15 protein-coding genes are annotated in these 17,110 nt (G+C 66.6%); 3 read left to right on the forward strand and 12 right to left on the reverse strand.

Annotated features, from left to right (window positions below; genetic code table 11):
* Window positions 1–34: 34 nt before the first annotated feature.
* The 7 genes from AC3WON_RS07290 to AC3WON_RS07320 all read right to left on the reverse strand — a co-directional run bounded on the left by AC3WON_RS07290 (window position 35) and on the right by AC3WON_RS07320 (window position 7,727).
* The gene (locus AC3WON_RS07290; protein WP_010812533.1) at window positions 35–226 is read right to left on the reverse strand and encodes a DUF1427 family protein; all 192 of its coding nucleotides are present in this window, start codon (window positions 224–226) and stop codon (window positions 35–37) included.
* Window positions 227–258: 32 nt separating this feature from the next.
* Window positions 259–468: a XapX domain-containing protein gene (locus AC3WON_RS07295; RefSeq protein ID WP_492317980.1), complete on the reverse strand. Its 210-nt coding sequence runs from the start codon at window positions 466–468 to the stop codon at window positions 259–261.
* A 32-nt stretch (window positions 469–500) separates the two neighbouring features.
* Entirely contained in the window at window positions 501–1,526 is a 1,026-nt protein-coding gene (locus AC3WON_RS07300) for an acetamidase/formamidase family protein (protein WP_035827381.1), read from the reverse strand.
* 456 nt (window positions 1,527–1,982) lie between these two features.
* A complete protein-coding gene (locus tag AC3WON_RS07305; protein WP_492317979.1) occupies window positions 1,983–3,317 on the reverse strand; it encodes a sensor histidine kinase in 1,335 nt (444 codons plus the stop codon).
* 8 nt (window positions 3,318–3,325) lie between these two features.
* Complete coding sequence (gene cqsA / locus AC3WON_RS07310; RefSeq protein ID WP_492317978.1) at window positions 3,326–4,618, reverse strand: alpha-hydroxyketone-type quorum-sensing autoinducer synthase; 1,293 nt, start codon at window positions 4,616–4,618, stop codon at window positions 3,326–3,328.
* A gap of 723 nt (window positions 4,619–5,341) precedes the next feature.
* Window positions 5,342–6,637: a hypothetical protein gene (locus AC3WON_RS07315; RefSeq protein ID WP_492351518.1), complete on the reverse strand. Its 1,296-nt coding sequence runs from the start codon at window positions 6,635–6,637 to the stop codon at window positions 5,342–5,344.
* Window positions 6,638–6,737: 100 nt separating this feature from the next.
* Complete coding sequence (locus AC3WON_RS07320; RefSeq protein ID WP_492351519.1) at window positions 6,738–7,727, reverse strand: Bug family tripartite tricarboxylate transporter substrate binding protein; 990 nt, start codon at window positions 7,725–7,727, stop codon at window positions 6,738–6,740.
* A gap of 153 nt (window positions 7,728–7,880) precedes the next feature.
* Between AC3WON_RS07320 and AC3WON_RS07325 the strand changes: the two genes are divergently transcribed.
* Window positions 7,881–8,810, forward strand: a complete 930-nt coding sequence (locus AC3WON_RS07325; RefSeq protein ID WP_492317976.1) for a LysR substrate-binding domain-containing protein — start codon at window positions 7,881–7,883, stop codon at window positions 8,808–8,810.
* Between the two features lie 17 nt (window positions 8,811–8,827).
* Here AC3WON_RS07325 and AC3WON_RS07330 read toward each other — a convergent pair whose 3' ends face one another.
* Both AC3WON_RS07330 and AC3WON_RS07335 read right to left on the reverse strand, forming a co-directional pair.
* The gene (locus AC3WON_RS07330) at window positions 8,828–9,796 is read right to left on the reverse strand and encodes a Bug family tripartite tricarboxylate transporter substrate binding protein (protein ID WP_492351520.1); all 969 of its coding nucleotides are present in this window, start codon (window positions 9,794–9,796) and stop codon (window positions 8,828–8,830) included.
* 62 nt (window positions 9,797–9,858) lie between these two features.
* Window positions 9,859–11,472: a sulfatase family protein gene (locus tag AC3WON_RS07335; protein ID WP_492317974.1), complete on the reverse strand. Its 1,614-nt coding sequence runs from the start codon at window positions 11,470–11,472 to the stop codon at window positions 9,859–9,861.
* A gap of 98 nt (window positions 11,473–11,570) precedes the next feature.
* Here AC3WON_RS07335 and AC3WON_RS07340 point away from each other — a divergent pair, with 98 nt between their 5' ends.
* Entirely contained in the window at window positions 11,571–12,482 is a 912-nt protein-coding gene (locus AC3WON_RS07340) for a LysR family transcriptional regulator (RefSeq protein ID WP_492351521.1), read from the forward strand.
* A 28-nt stretch (window positions 12,483–12,510) separates the two neighbouring features.
* On the opposite strand, the gene AC3WON_RS07345 is transcribed toward AC3WON_RS07340, so the two are convergent.
* The 3 genes from AC3WON_RS07345 to AC3WON_RS07355 all read right to left on the reverse strand — a co-directional run bounded on the left by AC3WON_RS07345 (window position 12,511) and on the right by AC3WON_RS07355 (window position 15,717).
* Window positions 12,511–13,713, reverse strand: coding sequence for an acyl-CoA dehydrogenase family protein (locus tag AC3WON_RS07345; protein WP_492317972.1), 1,203 nt, complete (start codon window positions 13,711–13,713; stop codon window positions 12,511–12,513).
* 35 nt (window positions 13,714–13,748) lie between these two features.
* Window positions 13,749–14,747 (reverse strand): Bug family tripartite tricarboxylate transporter substrate binding protein, encoded by a 999-nt coding sequence (locus tag AC3WON_RS07350; RefSeq protein ID WP_492351522.1) that lies wholly within the window; start codon window positions 14,745–14,747, stop codon window positions 13,749–13,751.
* Between the two features lie 124 nt (window positions 14,748–14,871).
* Window positions 14,872–15,717, reverse strand: coding sequence for an IclR family transcriptional regulator (locus AC3WON_RS07355; RefSeq protein ID WP_013952140.1), 846 nt, complete (start codon window positions 15,715–15,717; stop codon window positions 14,872–14,874).
* 125 nt (window positions 15,718–15,842) lie between these two features.
* Between AC3WON_RS07355 and AC3WON_RS07360 the strand changes: the two genes are divergently transcribed.
* A complete protein-coding gene (locus AC3WON_RS07360; RefSeq protein ID WP_492351523.1) occupies window positions 15,843–17,078 on the forward strand; it encodes a CaiB/BaiF CoA transferase family protein in 1,236 nt (411 codons plus the stop codon).
* Window positions 17,079–17,110: the final 32 nt, after the last annotated feature.

The raw sequence follows: 17,110 nt of genomic DNA on the forward strand, positions 1-17,110 counted from the left end.
TCCAAAGCATTTCTTGCGAAGGCCAGGCCCTCCGCTAGCCGAACAGCAACTGCCCCCGCATCGCGGCCACCAGTACGAATCCCGCGAACGTGCCAAAGATGGCGAAGATCCCGCCGAGCACGTTCGGGGCCGGTATCGGCGCACGTACCGCAGTGTAGATAACGCCAGTCACCAAGCCAACGGCTGCGGCCTGCAGCTCGGTGCTGCCCAATGCAATTTCCACCATGTCATTCCCCCATCTCATGAATTGCGCGTGATTCAGCGGCTTTCCGGCGGCCGCCCGAAGGCGATGGTCCTGCGCCACGCGTGCACCATCAGATAGCCGATGTAGGTGAAGAGGATGGCGCAGATCCCGCCGGTGACGTTTGGCGCGGGGATCGGCAGGTTCAGCCAGGAATACAGCGTGCCGGTGACCAGGCCGACAATCAGTGCAACCAGTTCGTTGCGTCCTATATAGACGTATTGCATGCGGCGCTCTCCCTTTGTATTGAGTTGACGGCTCAGCCCTTGTCCTTGGGCGGGAAGATCGAGCGCGGCATGGTGCAATGGATGCCCTGGGTGCCATCGACGACCTGCGTCACGCCGAAGTCAGCCGAGACGCTCATGAGCGAATAGGCATCGTCGCGCGAGAGTCCCTGTTGCTCGGTCAGCAGGTGGATCATGTCGCGGGCCGCGTTCTTGCCGGCTTCATCCAGGTCCTCGTGGAAGCCATGGACGACCCAGCAATCCGGCGTTTCCAGCAGCGGCGACGGGAAGTGGAAGTCCTTGCGCAGGACGATCTGGAACAGGACGTTCAATGAGGCCTCGATGGCGGTGCCGCTGATCTCGCCGTCGCCTTGCGAGATATGCGGGTCGCCGATCGAGAACAGCGCGCCATCCACCTGCACCGGGTAGTACATGGTGGCGCCCGCGCCGATGCGCCAGTTGTCGATATTGCCGCCATGCAGGCCGGGCTCGACGGTGGTGACGCGGCCGCGTGCGTCGGGCGCGACGCCAGCCGTGCCAAGATGCGGGCGCACGGGAACGCGCACACCGGCCAGCGCGGGCTGCCGGCAGCATTCCCGGTCATCCACGAGCTTGCCGGGGATGGTCATCTTGCCGGGGTAGTCGAAGGCGTACAGGGCATGCGCGGTGTTGGAGCGCTGGTCCAGCTCATAGATGGTGACCCGCTCCTTCTCGAACTCCTTGTACAGCTGGCCCCAGTGGGCCGCGGCATTCGCCCCGAAACGGAAGCGCGGAATCATCTGCAGGTAGCGCACCTCCAGCACGTCGCCGGGCTTGGCGTCTTCGACATAGATGGGGCCGGTCATGATGTGCACGCCGGGGTTGCGGTCGTCGTGGGGAATCGCCCGGAAGATCTCGCGAATGGCGTCGTCCATCATCAGGTCGGGGGCATCGCCGGCATGGTGGGTCACCGCTTCGGCGCGGATGAGGTCACCGCTTTTCACGGTCAGGGCGGGCGCCTTGGCGGCATCGAAGTAGCCCCAGTGGACGGTCTCGGGGCGGGCGGGCAGGTCGTGCAGCATGTTGTCTCCTATGTTTTCTTGCAGCCGTGTCCGCAGCCGTTCACCCGGTGAGCGGCTGGATTCGATGAGGTAATCAGGGACACTGGCTATGCGTGGCAGGCGGGGTATGCCTGGTACCGCGCGGCAGTCCTGCTCGCGCCGCGCGGTGAGTCAATACTAGGGACAGGGCGTTGCGGGGCAGTAGGGCGATTCACCCCAAACTCTTGTGTTGCTGCGTACTAAGGTAAACCCGCTGCGCGATGCAGGGTCGCGGCGGACTGTTAATTCTTGGTTGACATCGTGTCAACGATCTATGGAATTGTCGACAACGCCTTGACAGTGCAGAAGCCCGGCAGCGCCCGGGGCTGATGCTGAGGATGGCAGGGGCCCCGGGGATGGATGCCGCGCAGGTTGCGGGGCTGAAGGCCGCCGGGGGTGGTGTAAGTGGCTGTGCGGCGCCGGCAATGCCGGCGCCTGCTATTGCTGTTGCGATGGCGCCTCGGGCCATTTCCCCTTGCGGGGAAAGCGCATATCGAACTCGGTGAACACGTGCTCTTCGGAGCGGCAGCTGATGCTTGCCCCCCAGCTGTTCAGCACCTTCTGGCAAAACGCCAGTCCGATGCCGGTGCCGCGATGCGCCGGGTAAGAGAAGAAGGGCTGGAACATCCGGGCCAGCACTTGCGGCGGCACGCCAGTGGCGGTGTCGCGGAACATTACATGGACGGCGTCGGGCCGGACCTCGCAGCGGATATGGATGGTGCCCTTGCCGGCCCGCTTGGTCGCTTCCAGCGCGTTCTTCAGCAAGTTGGTCGTGACCAGCCCGAACAACTGGGCGTTGCCCATCACGTAGGCGGGGCCAGGCAGGTCGACGGTGACCAGATCCAGGTCGCTGTGCTCGAACGGAAACCGGCCGACAGCGTCGCGGATCACACCGCCCAGTTCGAACAGCTCCTGCGTGGCGTTGTCCGGGTTCTTGGAGTTGGCGACCAGCAGTTCAATGCTGTTGCTGATATGGGCCAGGTCTGATTCCATCCGGGCCACGGCCTGCATCAGGCCGTCGCGCTGCGGCGTGTCCTGGTCCAGGGCCGCCGGCAGCCGCGCCTTGAGGCCCCTGGCAGTCATGGCCAGGCTGGTCAGCGGCGTGCGTAATTCGTGCGCGACGGTGGCCAGCGCGGCGGCCATCCCGCGCCGCTTCTGTTCGGCCAGCAACTGGCGGTCCAGCTTGATCACCACCAGCACCGCGATGACAAAGCCGATCACCGGCAGCTGCAGCAGTACCGGCTCCCACGGGATTACGCCCATGGAGTTGCCCGCCAGCACGAACAGGGCGATGGCTGCGGCGGCCCCTGAGAACAAGGCAATGGTCGCGAACGCGGTGTTGAAGTGATACAGGATCACCACCGCGATGATGACCGATTCGGCCCACACCATGGAGCCGCCGTTCTCCAGGTAGAAGAAGATGAAGGCGAACGGCAGGCCTACGGTAATGGCAAAGAGCGCATAGGGCGGCAGCCAGCGACGGTCCGAGAAGGCGGAGGCGAACAGCAGCGGCACGAACAGCGCGGTGCAGACCAGGCGCAGCCAGAGGTTTTCATAGGGCTGCGGGAAGATGTAGGACCAGATCACGTAGTACAGCGGGTGTCCGATCACGCCCAGCGCGCCCACCATCTGGATCCGGCGCAGCCGGATGACGCTCTCCTCGTCCAGCAGGGTGGCCCGCGCGGCGGTCTCGAACACGGTCTGCCACGCATGGCGGGCGACGCCGGCAAGTGAGGTGCGGCCGTCTTCCGCTTGCGCTACCTTTGCATCCATCTCCAGGACTACTCCTCGCGGGAGCCTGCCAGCGGCCCGCTTGTGGGATTTTGAGACTTGCGCCGGGCCCGGCGCGTCGAGGACCATTCATCCAGCCGGACTTCGTCGCGGATACTGGCGAGCACGCCGACCAGGCGGTCGATTTCATTGGCGGCAAGTTTCGCATGCAGCGTAAGTCGCATCAATGCCCGATTCTTGGGTGTTGCCGGCGCACAGAATACCGCGCCGAAGATCCCGCGGCTCTGCAGCGCATCGCGCAGCACCTTGACCTGCGGCTCGGTTCCCGCCTCCAGGCCGATGATCTGCTCGGAGCCTTCGCTGATGTTGTAGCCCAGTTCGGCAATCGCAGCCCGGGTGTCGCGGGTGATGGCGTGCAGGCGCGCACGGCGCTCATCCGCCGTGGCGACGAAATCCGTCACGGCATCGAACCACGCAACCTCATGGCGCAGCAGCCCGGAACTGAAAATGGCCGGCCGGGACTCAACCGCGAAGAAGTCCTTGAAGTCGGTCGAACAGGCAACATAGCCGGCGCGGCCGGCAAACGCCTTGGCCAGCGAGGCCGTGCGGAAGTGTACGCGCTCGGACAGCCCGAGCGCGCGCACCAGGCCGCCGCCAGATGGCCCATGGGTGCCGAGCGAGTGCGACTCGTCCACCACCAGCACGCAGCCAGACGCCTCCGCCAGGTCGACATAGTCCTCCAGCGGCGCCACGCTGCCGGTGGTGCTGTAGACCGAGTCCACCATGATCACGCCCGGGCCGAAGCGCTCCAGCTGGCGGCGCACGTGCTCGCAATCGTTGTGGCGCACCGGCACGGCCTGCGCGCCCGCGGCGATGATGCCCTCCCAAAGGGAGGCATGCCCGTTCATGTCGATATAGACCGGAATGCCGGGGCCGGCAATGCACTGCACCAGGCCGACGTTGGCGGCCCAGCCGGACTGGGCGATCAGCCCGTCCTCGGCCTGCATCAGGTCTGCGATCTTGCGCTCGACCCGCCGCTGCGGGGTGTCGCCGTGCTGGAACACGGACGACATCAGCAACTCCGGCTCCTCATTGAGGAAGGCCCGCGCCTGCGCCTGTACCAGCGAGGATTCGCCGAGCAGGCAGAGATAGTCGTTGCTGCTCAGGTGCAGCGCATCGGGCCCGGGCGTGCGTCCGTGAAGCAGATGATCGCCGCCCCAGAGCTTGCCCATCCGCTCGTCGAAATGTTGTGCCATCCGCGCCGTGATCCATGGCGGCAGCGTGGGGGCTTTGGCGCGAGAGGCGTGGCGCATCGGGTGCGGAGGCTCGGCTTCGGAGAACATCGGCTTTCCTTCTACAGGTCGGGTAATCAGTGAGATCGGTGGCAAGGCTCTGCATGGCGGTTGCGGCAAAAGCTGCCGTCCGCGCGCGACGCGGCCGCACCCAGTCCTTCCGGCGAGGTGCCATTGCTGACAAGTCGGGGGAGTCCTGTTGACGTAGCGACCACTGTGCCAGCCTTGCTCAGCGATTGTGACCGGACTTCCACCAATCCAACGTCCGTTTGGAGTGGGGGGTGCCGGGTTGAGACAGCCGCGTCGTGGCCGCACCTTCGCCGGCCAATAGGCCGATTCCTCACTGCAAAATGCTTTTTGCATCACTTATGTGATGCTTGCGCTACCTGTTGCGCCGCTCCTTGAAGCCCGGACCGGGCGTGGCTCGCGCTTGGCGGGACCTTGTCAGGCCCGGGACTGCCGAATGCTCATCACCAGTTTTGGTGAAGAACGCCCTTTTTGCACGCCCTGTTTACAGGCAGGCGGCTGCGGCAGCGCGCCATAGCCAGGAAGCGGGGCAACATCGGACTTGGCACCAAGGGCGGGAGACAAGGGGACTGCCAGGTACGCAGGTTGCGGCCGGCGGCAATTGTCGCCAGCGTGACCCGGCTGGCGGCGTGTGGGGGAGGGGGGCTTCGGAGAGAGGGCGCTGCCCATGCGCTTCCAGGCTGGTGCCTTTGGCGCAGGGGTACAGGGCAGCAGCGTGCTGCGACGCTTGTGTCGGGGGGGGGCGCCTTACGCCTGGCCTGCCTCGTCGGTCAGCGCGGAAACGTCGACGATATACATCTGCCGCTCGGAGTCGTGGATCGAATCGATGCACACGTGCCACCCGTCGCGGCTCCAGCGTGGGTGCAGGTCGCAGCGGTTTTCCTTCTTCAGGACCGGGCTGGTGTAGTAACTGCCCAGGTCATGGCGCACGCCCTGCGCCATGTCGAAGAGAAACAGCACGCGCTCGTTGGTGTGCGCGTCGGGATAGGTGTCGCTGAGCAGCCAGCGCTTGTTGGAGGGCGAGAAGGTCATGTGACCGTTCTCGGTCAGGATGCCGTCGCCGATGACTTCAACCTTGCCGCCGGGGCTGTCGTGGTAGAGGTGGTAGTGGATGCTGCCCGCGTGCGGTCCCCACACGATGATATTGCTATCGTCTTGCCAGAGCGGATGGGAGATCTGGTACTCGGACTTCTCATAGTCGAAGGTGCCGACCGCGTTCGGATCGAAATCTTCGGCAAGCTGCGGCAGCGGATGGTCGGAGCATTCGAGCAAGCGCATGTCGCTGCCGTCCGGATTGACCGTGATCAGCCGGTGCAGGAAGCAGGTTTCGTCCTCGACCCGTTCGGTCCAGCGGTGCAGCAGCAGCACGCGCGATGAGGACGGGTTAATTTCGATGTGGCTGACCCAGTGGATGGCCTTGTCCATCGAGGCGCGCGGATGGAAGTTGCGCAGGTCAGCGTAGCTCACGATCAGGCGCGTCTGCCCGGTGCGCAGGTCCATGTAGTGGATGCCGTCGTCGGCGGGCGCATTGTCCAGCGCGCGCTGGGTGCCGTGGTCGCTGTAGCCGATGGTCTGGTGCGTGACGTAGAGGCGGCGGTAGTCCACGCACAGCGCGTAACGGCTGTCCGGCGCGACCACATAGACCGGCATCGGCAGCTGGCGCGCTTCGCCGGTGTCGAGGTTGAAGATGGTGGCGCCCAGGTGGGGATAGAAGGCCTTCGCGTCCCGGCTGCGGCAGTTGTAGACAAGCTGGCGCTGTGCTTCGCCATCCAGCCATTGCAGCTGCGAGCCCATCTGCCAGTTCCACGCGGTGGTTTCCCCCACGCGATGGAAGCGGTCGTTGTCATGCAGGTCGAAGTAGCCGATCTCGGCAACCAGGCCGGGCGTCAGGTCGGCATCGGCCATCGGCACACGCTGCGCCAGCAGGTAGCGGCCGCTGCGGTCCCAGTTGGTCTTGTTGTAGTAGCCGAAGAAGTGATGATGCTCGCCCGCGCCGACGCGGCGGCAGGGCAGCGGCGTGGCAATGATGCGTTCCGTTGACATGAAGCGTGTGTGTCCGTGTTGAAACTGAAGTCTGGAAAGGTCAATGGCTGGCCGCGCGTCCAGCCATGAAGGGGAGTGTCCGTGCGCGGATGGAAGCCGCTTATTCGGCGGTGATCTTGCCCTTCAGGATCACCTGGTCCCAGCGCACTTTCTCCGCGGCGACGAACTTCTGCGCGGCATCGCGCGTATTGGCCACCGGGGTCATGCCCTGCTCTTGCAGTCCCTGCCGGAACTCCGGCGTGGCCACGATCTGGCGGATATCGGCGTTGAGCTTGTCCGCGATCGCATCGGGCACCCTGGCGCCAACCGCAACCGTGGTCCAGGAAGTCGCCACGAACGACGGGTAGCCGGCTTCGCTGGCAGTGGGCACATCGGGCAGCGCGGCCGAGCGGGTCTTGCCGGTCACCGCCAGCGCCTTGAGCTTGCCGGAGCGGATATAGGCCAGCGTGGTGGGCGGATTCTCGAACATCATGTCGATCTGGCCGCCGAGAAGATCCGTCATGGCCGCTGAGCTGCCCTTGTATGGCACGTGCGTGATCGGCGCATTGGCGTTGAGGCGGAACAGCTCGCCCATCATGTGCACCGAGGACCCGACGCCGGCCGAGCCGAAGGTCCGCGTGTCTGGCTGCTGGCGCGCCAGGCTGGCCAGTTGCTGCAGGTTGTTCACCGCCAGCTTCGGGTTGACCACCACCACGTGCGGCATCTCGGCCAGCACCGTCACGACCTTGAGGTCGGTGGCGGGGTTGTAGTTCAGCTTCTTGAAGGTGGCATAGGTGGCGTGCAGGCCCAGCGAGCCCAGCAGCAGCGTGTAGCCGTCGGGCGCCGCATCGACCACGGCCTTGCCCCCGATATGGCCGCCGGCGCCGGGCCGGTTCTCGACCACTACCGATTGCTTGTAGAGCTTGCCCAGCCGGTCGGCCAGCATGCGTGCCTGCAGGTCCGAGCTGCCCCCCGCGCTGAACGGCACGATGATCCGGATCGTGTGGTCCGGATAACCCGGCTGGGCGAGCGCGCTGCCGGTGCCGGCGATGGCCAGCACGGCCGCAACGATCCCGCCTTTCCAAACATTCCGGGGCGAATGCCGCTTCATCACTTTTCTCCTTGGGTTCTGGTCCTGCCGTCTGGAAGCGGCAATGCGAAGCGAGTGTAGAGGAGGGGTTGGCATTCTGAATAATTCTTTGTTCAATGCACCCTATGCAGATTTGATATACATTGCCCGACTCGCCCGTCCCTTGCCGATGCCATGTCCCGTCCCCTTAACTTCCGCCAGATCGAGGCGTTCCGCGCGGTCATGCTGACCGGAACCACGACCGCGGCCGCTGCCATGCTGCATACGACCCAGCCGTCGGTGAGCCGTTTGCTGGCCCAGATGCAGGCGGCGACTGAACTGAAGCTGTTCGATATCCAGAAGGGCCGGCTGCGGCCGACGCAGGAGGCGCGGCGCCTGTTCGACACGGTGCAGAACCACTTCCAGGGGCTGGCGCGGATCGAGCAGGACGTGGCGGTGCTGCGCAAGTCCGGCACCGGCGTGCTGCGTATCGGCTGCACGCCTTCGCTCGGGCTGGGGGTGATGCCCAAGGTGATCCGGCCGTTCACGGAGCGGCACCCGGACGTGCATATCAGCCTGCAAACGGTCGGCGGGCACCAGCTGCGTGAAGGGTTGCTGCATGGCCTGTACGACCTGGTGCTGACCACCAGCGAGATCGACCATCCGCACCTGGATGTCAACGTGGTGCATCAGTCGGGAGCGGTGTGCGTCATGCACCCGGAACACCCGCTGGCGGCGCGCGACACCCTTCGCGTGCGCGACTTGCGCGGGCAGTTCCTGATCCTGCTGAACGCAGACGATGCGCTGCACCTGGCGGTGCAGCGGCTCATGCAAAAAGCCGGCGTCGAGCCGTCGGCGACCATCGAGACCACTTACTCAGGCACGATTTGCACGATGGCGGCCGAAGGGGCGGGCATAGGGATCGTCAATCCCTATGTCGCGGCGGTATTCGGGCACGGCTTGCGGGTGGTGCCGCTCGCACCGCGCTGCCCGGTGGAGGTGCGCATGGCGTTCTCCGGGCATTCCGCGCCATCGGAGATCGCGGAGGAATTCGCGGCGCTGCTGGCGGCGCATTTTCGCGTGCGCTCGCCGCTGGCGGAGAAGGCGGGGCGGGGGCGGGGCTGAAGGCCCCGGGCAGTCGCTCAGTCCAGGGACACGCCGAGCTTGCGGATCAGTTCGCCCCAGCGCGTGCGCCCCGCGGCGAGCCATTGCGTTGCCGCTGCGCCGTTGCTCGTCTGCGGCCGCACGCCCTGCGCCAGCAGCTTCTTCTGGAAATCCGCGTCCGCGAAGACGGTCTTGAGCTGCTGCTCCCAGCGTGCACGGATGGCTGCGGGCGTGCCTGAGGGCAGGAACATGACGAAGGCGAACTCGGCATCGAAGTTGGCGATGCCGGTCTCTGCCACCGTCGGCACGTCCGGGAGCAAGGGGTCGCGCTTGAGGCCGGACACCGCAAGCGCGACCAGCTTGCCGCCCTTGATGTATTGCACGGCGGTCGGCGTGGCCAGGAATCCTGCCGGTACCTGGCCCGCGAGCACGTCGCTCAGCGCTGGCGCATTGCCCTTGTAGGGGACATGGGTGCCCCGGATCTGCGTGCGTGCCTTCAGCATTTCGAACACGATATGGCCCGGCGATGCTACGCCAGCCGATGCATAGGACAGGTCTTTGTCCTTGCCGGCAGCCAGGAACTGCTTCAGGTCGCGGATTTTCAGGCCGGGATGCGTGACCAGCACCTGATTGAAGGTGCCGGCCAGGCCAACCGGCTCCAGGTCGCGGACCGGGTCGAACGACATCTTGCGATAGGCGAACGGGTTGACGGTGACCACGGTGTCAGTCGACATCAGCAACGTGTAGCCGTCCGGCGTCGCATGCGCGACGGCTTCGGCACCGATGTTGCCGCCGGCGCCGGAGCGGTTCTCCACCACGACCGGCTGCTTCAGGTCGCGCCCGGCACGCTCGGCAATGAGCCGTGCCACGGTGTCGAGCGGGCCACCTGCAGGAAAGTTGACGATCAGGCGGACCGGCTTGGCCGGGTAGGCATCCTGCGCGCAGGCGGGGACCGCGGCCGCCAGCATGGCTGCGGCGATCAGCATTCTGAAGGGACGGGGTGTCATGGTTGTCTCCGTGGATATTGTTGTCATGGGATGCTGCCGCTGGTGGTGCGGGCGGACCAGATTCAGGCAAGCGCGGTTGGATTGGGGCTGGCGTCGCTGTGCGAGATCATCGTGACCAGCAACTGGTGCAGCAGCGCCTGGCGCGTGCCTGCCAGCGCCGGCGCATCCCACAGGTTGTGCGATTCGGTTGGGTCGCTTTCAAGGTCGTAGAGTTCGCCCCACGGCGCGCCTTCGTACACACTGAGCCGATAGCGCGCGGTTTGCAGCGTCCGCATGCGCGTGCGCATCGGGAAGCCGAACATGGTGCGCTGATTCTCTTCCTCGATCAGCAGGGCTTCCCGCGGCAATGCCTCGCCGGCGATGGCGGGCAGCAGCGACAGGCCTTGCATGCCGTTGTAGGGCGCGCAGCCCGCGCGCGCGAGGATCGACGGCGCGATATCGATGCTCGAGCACAGTGCCTGGCTGCGCGCGGCGCGGGCATCGGTGGCCGTGCGCGCTGCGGGTTCCGACCAGATCAGCGGCGTGCGGATCAGGCCCTGGTAGTGCAGCGGCCCTTTCCAGAGCAACTGGTGATCGCCGAAGAAGTCGCCATGGTCGCTGGTGAACAGGACCACAGTGTTGCGATCCAGGCCGAGCGCGGCCAGGTGCGTCATCACGCGGCCGATGGTGTCGTCGATATGCGCGATCGAGCCATAGTTCAGCGCCAGCGCTTCGCGGGCCTCGCGCGCCGTGCAGGCGAACATCGCCGGCGTATGCTTGACGGCGCGGCCGGCGTCGCGCTGCGCGTGCATCCAGCGCAGGTGCGGCGGCGCCAGCGCCGGATCGGCGTCGAACGAGGGCGGCAGGGCCATGTCCTCGGGCCGGTACATGTCCCAGAAGCGGCCGGGTGGCGTGAACGGGTGATGGGGATCCGGAAACGAACACTGGATCATGAAGGGGGCGTCCTCTTGCGCGTATTGCCCGAGCAGGTCAATGGTGCGATCGCCGATCCATGCCGTGGTCGACAGCGTTTCCGGTACGCGCGTGCGCCAGGCCTGCCGCGCTTCAGCCAACACATAGCCAGGTGTCGGGATGGCATGCTCCTGGCCGCACGCGCGCGCTACCTCGGGATGGCGCTGCTCCAGCCAGCGCCGGTAATGCCCGCCGGCCGTGTCGCCATGGTCGGTCACCAGCTGCACGTCGGCAAAGCCGTAATACGGCAGTGACATGGCGAAGTCAGGATCGTCGCGCCAGGCCGGTCCCCATTCCTGGTCGAAGCGCCCGCTTTCAGGCCGGCGCGCTTCGCCCTCCGTGCGCGGATCGCCGGGACGTGGCCAGACTGGCGCAAGGCCGGTCATGTTCTGCAGATGCGATTTGCCGACCAGCCCCGTGCGATAGCCGGCATCGCGCAGCCGCTCGACAAACGTCGTCTGTGACAGCGGCAAGGGAATGCCATTGTGGCGCGCGCCATGGACCGACGGCATGCGCCCGGTCATCAGCGATGCGCGGTTCGGCATGCAGATCGGCGAGGCCACATAGCAGCGCTCTGCCACCCAGCCATGGCTGCCGAGCCGGTCGATATTGGGCGTCTGCACCACGGCGTTGCCATAGATGCCGAGATGGTCGGCGCGATGCTGGTCGGTGATGAACAGCAGGAAATTGGGGCGGGCGCTGGCGGGAATGCTGGACGGGGGCATGGCAATGGCGGCTTGCGGGGGATGGAAAAATTATTGCATCGTCCGCGATTCCATTGAAATGATTAATATGACCTCTGCTATAACCTGAAACTCATACCATGGATTGGACCCAACGGATGCGTATCCGCCAGCTGCATGTGCTGGTGGCGCTACATGAAACCCGCAATGTCAGCCGTACCGCTGCGCGCCTGAACATGACCCAGCCGGCCCTGTCCCGCTGGCTGGCCGAGCTGGAGAGTGAACTGGGGGTGGCACTGTTCGAGCGGCATTCGCGCGGCCTGGTGCCGACCCGCTTCTGCGAAGCGCTGGTGGTGCATGCCCGCACCATCCTCAATGAGATCGAACGCACCCAGGCCACCATTCGCGTGATGGCGGAAGGCGCGGCCGGGCAACTGGCGATCGGCGCGACGCCAACCGTATCGGTCGATCTGCTGCCGTCGGCGATCAGCCGGTTTCGCGAGCGCTTTCCCGATGCCCACCTGACGCTGGCAGAGGGCACCGTCGAAGAGATGCTGCCGGCCCTGCGCGAAGGGCGGCTGGACTTCGTCATGGGACGTACCGAAGTGCAGGGCATCGACGGCGCGCTGCGCTGCGACCTGCTATATCCGGAGACTATCCGCGTGATCGCCGGCCCCACGCATCCGCTCGCGCGCAAGCGCAAGGTCGGGTGGGCGGATACGCGCGCCTACACCTGGGTGGGGCCGCCCGTGACCAGCCAGATCCGGCGCGAGCTGGACTACGAACTGGCACTGGCCGGCGAACCCGCGCCATGCGTGCGGATCGAGAGCGCGACGTTGCTTGCCAACGTGTCGCTGCTGCAGCAGGGAGAGCTGCTGGCCGTGATGTCAGGCCGGATGGCAGCATTCTTCAGTCGCCTGGGGCAGGTGGCGATATTGCGGCTGCCATACCGGCGCGAGGGCATGGTCGGCGTGCTCCGGCGCCGGGACACCGAGCAGACGCCGCTGCGGCAGGCGTTCATGGACGCGCTGGCTGCCAGCGCGCTCGGATAGTCAGATAGTCAGCAAGGACGCCATCCGGCTACCGCGCCGGTTGCCTCGCATCTGGCTCAGGCCCGCTCCCCTCCAGCGCTGCCCCACGCGCCTCCATCGTCCTGCGCGCAATATTGAGCTGGTGGATCTGCGTCGTGCCCTCATACAGCCGGAACAGCCGCACATCGCGATAGAAGCGCTCGGCCACGGTGCGCGCCATATAGCCGCTGCCGCCAAATACCTGCACCGCGCGGTCGGCCACGCGGCCGGCCATCTCCGAGGCGAACAGCTTGCACATCGACGCCTCCATGGTCACGTCCTCGCCGGCGTCGCGCTTGCGCGCGGTGTCGAGCACCAGTGCGCGGGCGGCGTGCAGTTCCGTATTGCTGTCGGCAATCATCTGCTGCACCAGCTGGTAGTCCGCGATCGGCTTGCCGAACTGCCGGCGCTGCGCCGCGTAGCGGACCATCTCGTCGACCAGCCGGATGGCGGGCCCCACGCACAGGCCGGCCAGGTTGATGCGCTGCTTGTTGAGCGCCTTCATCGCCGTCTTGAAGCCGACATTGGGTTTGCCGCCGACGATGGCGCTGGCCGGCACGCGGCAGTCCTTCAGGTAGACATCGCCAACCGGCGAGCCGTGCTGTCCCATCTTGCGTTCCGGTTCGCTGGTGCTGAGGCCGGGGGTGCCGCGCTCGATCAGGAAGGCGCTGATGCCATGCGCGCCGGGCGTATCGGGATCGGTGCGGGCGAACACGGTGAACAGGTCCGCGATCGGGGCATTGGTGATAAAGCACTTGCTGCCGTTCAGCACGTAGTGATCGCCGTCTTGCCTTGCGGTGGTTTGCAGCGATGTCGCATCGGAGCCGGCTTCCGGTTCGGTCAGCGCAAAGCAGCCGGTCACTTTGCCGGAGGCCAGTTGCGGCAGGTAGCGCTGCCGCTGCGCTTCGGTGCCGTCGGCCACCAGCGATTCGGAGGCGATGCCGGTGTTGCCGCCAAAGCGGGCACGGAACACGGTGGCGGCCTGCGAGACCTCGATGTTCACCAGCGCCAGTTCCTCGGTGGTCAGCCCTGCGCCACCGTACGCTTCAGGGATGCTGTGGCCGAACAGGCCGAGGCGGCGCATCTGCTCGACCACGGGCTCGGGGATGACATCGGTGCGGTCGATCTCCGCCTCTAGCGGGATGCAGGTTTCGAGCACGAAGCGGCGGATATCGGCAAGCAGCGCTTGCTGGCGGGCGGAGTCGCGGATCATGGGATGTTTCCGGTAGGTTGGATGAGCGTATGCGGCTACTGTGCCGTGATGCCGGCGGTCTTCAGCACGCCGGTCCATTTCCTGGTTTCCGTGTCCAGGAAGCGGTCGAATGCGGCGGTGGATTGCGGTGCCAGGTCCATGCCGAGTTCGGCCAGGCGGCGTGCCGTGGTGGGGTCCGATGTGGCCTGCGCGGCGGCCTCGGCCAGCTTGCGCACCACCGCGTCCGGCGTGCCCTGCGGCGCGACCAGGCCGAACCACCCGCCCACTTCATAGTCGGGCAGGCGCGCGGCTTCGGCCACGGTGGGCACGTCGGGCATCACGGCCGAGCGCTTTGCCGAAGTCACCGCCAGCGCGCGCAGCTTGCCGCTTTGCACCTGCTGGCGGGCAATGGCCGAGGTCAGCGCCATCATCGAGACGCGCGCGCCCAGCAGGTCGCTCATGGCCTCGGGCTGGCCCTTGTAGGGCACGTGGGTGAGCTTCACGTGCGTCATCTGCGCCAGCAGTTCGGCCGACAGATGGTTCGAGGTGCCGACGCCCGCGCTGGCGTAGGTCAGCGTGCCGGGCTTGCTGCGCGCGGCATCGAGCAGTTCAGGCAGCGTGCGCAGCGGCGACGAAGCCGGCACCACGATCACGTTGGGTACGGCACCAATGCCCGCCACCGCGCGGAAGTCCTTGCCGCTCTTGCCCTGGATCGACGGGTTCAGCAACGGCCCGACCACATAGCTGGGGCTGACCGCCAGCAGCGTATAGCCGTCGGCGGGCGACCTGGCGACGAAGTCCGCGCCGATGGCGCCGCCGGCGCCGGTCTTGTTCTCGACGATGACGGGCTGCTTCAGTACCTTGGCCATGTTCTCCGCGGTGATGCGGGTGACGGAGTCGACCACGCCGCCCGCCGAGAACGGCACGATGATCCGTATCGGGTGGTCCGGGAAGCGCGCCGCATTGTCAGGGGCGGCCAGCAATGGCAGCGGCATCAGCGCGGCGCAGGCCAGCATGCCGGCAGCGAGCCGGCGCAATGGTTGGATGGCATCCATCTTGTCTCCTTGGGTTGCCTGCGCCGGGGGATTTCCCCGCGGCGCGTTTTCATGCGGGCCTCTGGCGGGCCGCTTGTCATTGCCGGCGACATCGCCGGCGGACTGCATTGCTGCATCCTGTCGCTTAGCGCGCGCAGCTCAGTTCGATCTGCCGCACCGCCTCGCGCAGCCTTGGCGCCACCTCGCGCTCCAGCATGTTGTCGCGGTTGCGCGATGCGGCGATGGTGCAGTTCAGCGCAAACGGGTCTTCGTGCAGCGACTGGCGCACGGGTGCCGCGATCGCGTGGATCTCTGGCCGCCACTCGCCGCGGCTCAGGCAGTAACCGTGCGCGCGGAAGTGCTTCTGGTCGTCCGCCCACATCTGGCGCTCGACGTTGAAGCGCTCCGGATCGTCCACGCGCAGCCGGTTCAGCAGTGCCGTGCGCTCGTCGGCGCTGCAGGCCAGCAAGACCGCGCGGCCGATCGCGCTGGCCAGCAGCGGCCGGGTGCTGCCGATGTCCGGCTGGTAGAGGTTGCCGGGATCCAGCCGGCAACTGTCCACGTACACTACCGACAGCCGCTCGCGCATGCCCAGGTTCACCGTGCAGCCGGTTTCACGCGCAATCGCCTCCATATACGGCCGCGCCACCTGGCGGATCGCCAGCCCGGCCAGCATCGGGTAGGCCAGCGCCAGCACGCCGGCGCCCAGCCGGTACTTCTGGTTGCCGGGCACGCGGCTCAGGAAGCCGAGCAGCCCCAGCGTGTAGGTCAGCCGCGACACCGTCGCCTTGGGCAGCCCCGTGCGCGCCACGATGTCCTGGTTGCCCAGCACCGGGCTGGACGGCGTGAAGGCACGCAGCACCTCCAGCCCGCGCGCCAGGTTGGTGGCGAACTGGCGGTCAGTGGCCAGTGCATCTTCGCTGGCCAGGCCTGGCAGGGGCAGGTGTTCCGGGTTGCGGTCCATGCTGTGCGGTGGTTGCTTGGGTTCCATGCTGGGATCCGGAGATGGGGGCGTCAATGTTGTAGCACGACCGTTCCGCACAGCGAAACCGTGCTTGCATCCGGGCCAGCCGCCTGCCACCTTGCAGCAGACGCCAATGCCGCCGGAGGCCCGCCATGCAAGACCAGGACACACACGCTGTATCGCCAGACGCACACTGCACGGGCCCGCTGGGCGGACTGCGCATCCTCGACATGGCCACCGTGGTGGCCGGCCCGTTTTCCGCCACGCTGTGTGCCGACATGGGCGCCGATGTGGTCAAGCTGGAGTTGCCCGACGGCAGCGATCCGCTGCGCGGGCTGGAGCCGGTTACCGAGGACCACGCCCTGTACTGGAAGGTGACCAATCGCGGCAAGCGCGGCATCTCGCTCGACGTGCGCACGCCGCGCGGCCGCGAGATCTTCCTGCGCTTGCTGCCCCAGTTCGATGTGCTGGTCGAGAACTTCCGCACCGGCACGCTGGCGCGCTGGGGGCTGGATCTCGACACCCTGCATGCGGCTAACCCGAAGCTGATCGTGCTGCGGCTGACCGGCTTCGGCCAGACCGGGCCCGATGCGGCGCGGCCGGGCTTTGCCCGCATCTTTGAAGCCAGGAGCGGCTTCACCAACCTGGCGGGCACCGCGCAGAGCGGGCCGATGCATATGAACTACCCGGTGGGAGACATGATTGCCGGGCTGTTCGGCGCCTTTGCGATTGCCACTGCGGTGGCAGAGCAGCACGCCAGGCCCGGCCAGCGCGGCCGCGAGATCGACCTGGCCGCCACCGAGGCGTTGTTCCGCCTGCTGGATCCGCTGGCCATCGAATATGAACAGTTGGGGCATGTGCGCCAGCGCGCCGGCAACCGCACCACCTACGCGGCGCCGTCCAACATGTACCGCACCGCGGACGAGATCTGGGTCACGGTAGTGGCCTCCTCCGACGCCACCTTCCGCCGGCTGGCCGAGGCCATGGGCGCACCGCAACTGGCGCAGGCGCCGGAATACGCCACCAACGCCGGACGCGTGCGCAATATCGAAGCGCTGGACGGCAGCATTGCGGAGTGGTTTGCCGCGCAGCCCTATGCCGCCGTGGCGGCGCGGCTGGTGCAGTGCCAGGTGCCGTTCAGCAAGGTATTCAGCATCGCCGATATCGTCGACGATCCGCAGATGGCGGCGCGCCAGGCCATCGTCCGGCTGCCCGATCCGGATCTGGGCTCGGTGCCGGCGCCATGCGTGGTGCCGCGCTTCTCGGGCTATGCGCCGCCGTCACCGCGTACCGGGCCGGATGTGGGCGAACACAATGCCGAGGTCTATGGGCGGCTTGGCATCGGGGATGAGGAGCTGGCCCGGCTGCGGGCAGAGGGCGTGGTCTGATCGGCGCTCGGCGAGTTCAGCGGCGCGGACCG

It is taken from the genome of Cupriavidus sp. FW305-46, assembly GCF_058787075.1.

Bases quoted from the DNA above. Each gene is read 5' to 3' on its own strand.
- AC3WON_RS07340 (WP_492351521.1), top strand. From the start codon at position 11,571: ATGGATTGGACCCAACGGATGCGTATCCGCCAGCTGCATGTGCTGGTG.
- AC3WON_RS07355 (WP_013952140.1), bottom strand. From the start codon at position 15,717: ATGGAACCCAAGCAACCACCGCACAGCATGGACCGCAACCCGGAACAC.
- AC3WON_RS07295 (WP_492317980.1), bottom strand. From the start codon at position 468: ATGCAATACGTCTATATAGGACGCAACGAACTGGTTGCACTGATTGTC.
- AC3WON_RS07300 (WP_035827381.1), bottom strand. From the start codon at position 1,526: ATGCTGCACGACCTGCCCGCCCGCCCCGAGACCGTCCACTGGGGCTAC.
- AC3WON_RS07325 (WP_492317976.1), top strand. From the start codon at position 7,881: ATGTCCCGTCCCCTTAACTTCCGCCAGATCGAGGCGTTCCGCGCGGTC.
- cqsA (WP_492317978.1), bottom strand. From the start codon at position 4,618: ATGTTCTCCGAAGCCGAGCCTCCGCACCCGATGCGCCACGCCTCTCGC.
- AC3WON_RS07360 (WP_492351523.1), top strand. From the start codon at position 15,843: ATGCAAGACCAGGACACACACGCTGTATCGCCAGACGCACACTGCACG.
- AC3WON_RS07290 (WP_010812533.1), bottom strand. From the start codon at position 226: ATGGTGGAAATTGCATTGGGCAGCACCGAGCTGCAGGCCGCAGCCGTT.
- AC3WON_RS07330 (WP_492351520.1), bottom strand. From the start codon at position 9,796: ATGACACCCCGTCCCTTCAGAATGCTGATCGCCGCAGCCATGCTGGCG.
- AC3WON_RS07320 (WP_492351519.1), bottom strand. From the start codon at position 7,727: ATGAAGCGGCATTCGCCCCGGAATGTTTGGAAAGGCGGGATCGTTGCG.
- AC3WON_RS07335 (WP_492317974.1), bottom strand. From the start codon at position 11,472: ATGCCCCCGTCCAGCATTCCCGCCAGCGCCCGCCCCAATTTCCTGCTG.
- AC3WON_RS07305 (WP_492317979.1), bottom strand. From the start codon at position 3,317: ATGGATGCAAAGGTAGCGCAAGCGGAAGACGGCCGCACCTCACTTGCC.
- AC3WON_RS07315 (WP_492351518.1), bottom strand. From the start codon at position 6,637: ATGTCAACGGAACGCATCATTGCCACGCCGCTGCCCTGCCGCCGCGTC.
- AC3WON_RS07345 (WP_492317972.1), bottom strand. From the start codon at position 13,713: ATGATCCGCGACTCCGCCCGCCAGCAAGCGCTGCTTGCCGATATCCGC.
- AC3WON_RS07350 (WP_492351522.1), bottom strand. From the start codon at position 14,747: ATGGATGCCATCCAACCATTGCGCCGGCTCGCTGCCGGCATGCTGGCC.